Here is a 1,578-nt window from a genome sequence, read left to right on the forward strand (position 1 = left end):
TCACAGGTATTCCACTTCTGTGTTACATCGATTTAAAAGGGAGCAACCATTTCTACATCAATGTGCCTTGAATTGAAAAACCTGAGAGACTCTGAACTGACCAGATATTTAATGAGATTGGTATAATTGAAAGGTGACAAAATAATGAAAAAAAACGCCCTGTAATAATACAGGGCGTTTCTTATTATGGTGCGCGTGGGAGGATTCGAACCTCCGACCGCCTGGTTCGTAGCCAGGTACTCTATCCAGCTGAGCTACACGCGCAAAATCGGTACAACATGCCATTCATAATGGCTTAACCATATGGTTAATCAAGTAATGAATGGCGGAGAAGGAGGGATTCGAACCCTCGATGGGATTTAAAGCCCATACTCCCTTAGCAGGGGAGCGCCTTCGGCCACTCGGCCACCTCTCCGCAATAAATGGTGCGCGTGGGAGGATTCGAACCTCCGACCGCCTGGTTCGTAGCCAGGTACTCTATCCAGCTGAGCTACACGCGCGAAATTTTGGTATTGGTTAAACATGAATGGTGCGCGTGGGAGGATTCGAACCTCCGACCGCCTGGTTCGTAGCCAGGTACTCTATCCAGCTGAGCTACACGCGCATTCATGGTTATCACATCAATAGTAAATGGTGCGGATGGGAGGATTCGAACCTCCGACCGCCTGGTTCGTAGCCAGGTACTCTATCCAGCTGAGCTACATCCGCATCGTTTATCTATTGTAAGAAATGGCGGAGAAGGAGGGATTCGAACCCTCGATGGGATTTAAAGCCCATACTCCCTTAGCAGGGGAGCGCCTTCGGCCACTCGGCCACCTCTCCGTTTCTTGGCGCACATATTACTGTTTGATGAAAATAAGTCAAACCCTTTTTAGAAAACCTAACTTCATTTGGACTGTTTTTAATCACATTGGAGATAATAGACTCAAATCATCACGATAACTTCATTCTATTTTCCCAATATGATTTTTACCTGCAGCAATCTAACATCAATCAATTGAGTCTTTGTTGAGTGGATCAATGTGGTTAAGTTTTCACAAATAGGATCATTCTAGGTAAAATTAACCTTCATAAACATTTTTACTACCAAACAGAGTTAAACAACAATGGTTAACCTTTCCGCAAAACCTGAGCAGTATATAATCCCAATCCGTGTTGAAATATGATCTATTTTAGACGACATCACGCAGCCAAGAACAATTCAAATGACGGCTGGTCTAGCTCATTTAAGTCAATAATGGGGTTAGCCCTTAGGGCCGAATTGACTAGCACTCTTCTTTGTTAGTTTTTTGACATCAAGCAACCATACCTTCAACTAATACCAATCTCATTAAATATCTGGTCAGTTCAGAGTCTCTCAGGTTTTTCAATTCAAGGCACATTGATGTAGAAGTGGTTGTTGCCTTTTAAATCGATGTAACACAGAAGTGGAATACCTGAGAGACTCCATCCTGGCGGGTTTCAAAGTCCTTTATGCTTCGTTAGATGCTTTCAAAATACGACGGCATGGTCTATTTTTTCCATAAAAAATAAGACATTCCCACCATCCATGGCGGTCAGATGCTGGAGGTAGAGTAA

The 1,578-nt window shown here is 43.4% G+C and carries 6 tRNA genes; all 6 read right to left on the reverse strand.

What is annotated here, in order from left to right:
- Nucleotides 1-187 precede the first annotated feature (187 nt).
- Nucleotides 188-264, reverse strand: a tRNA-Arg gene (locus tag ACWXWT_RS20450).
- 59 nt (nucleotides 265-323) lie between these two features.
- Nucleotides 324-415 (reverse strand) — tRNA-Ser (locus ACWXWT_RS20455).
- 8 nt (nucleotides 416-423) lie between these two features.
- Nucleotides 424-500 (reverse strand) — tRNA-Arg (locus ACWXWT_RS20460).
- Between the two features lie 27 nt (nucleotides 501-527).
- Nucleotides 528-604, reverse strand: a tRNA-Arg gene (locus tag ACWXWT_RS20465).
- Nucleotides 605-631: 27 nt separating this feature from the next.
- Nucleotides 632-708 (reverse strand) — tRNA-Arg (locus ACWXWT_RS20470).
- 22 nt (nucleotides 709-730) lie between these two features.
- Nucleotides 731-822 (reverse strand) — tRNA-Ser (locus tag ACWXWT_RS20475).
- Nucleotides 823-1,578: the final 756 nt, after the last annotated feature.

This window comes from Shewanella sp. A22, from assembly GCF_053850585.1.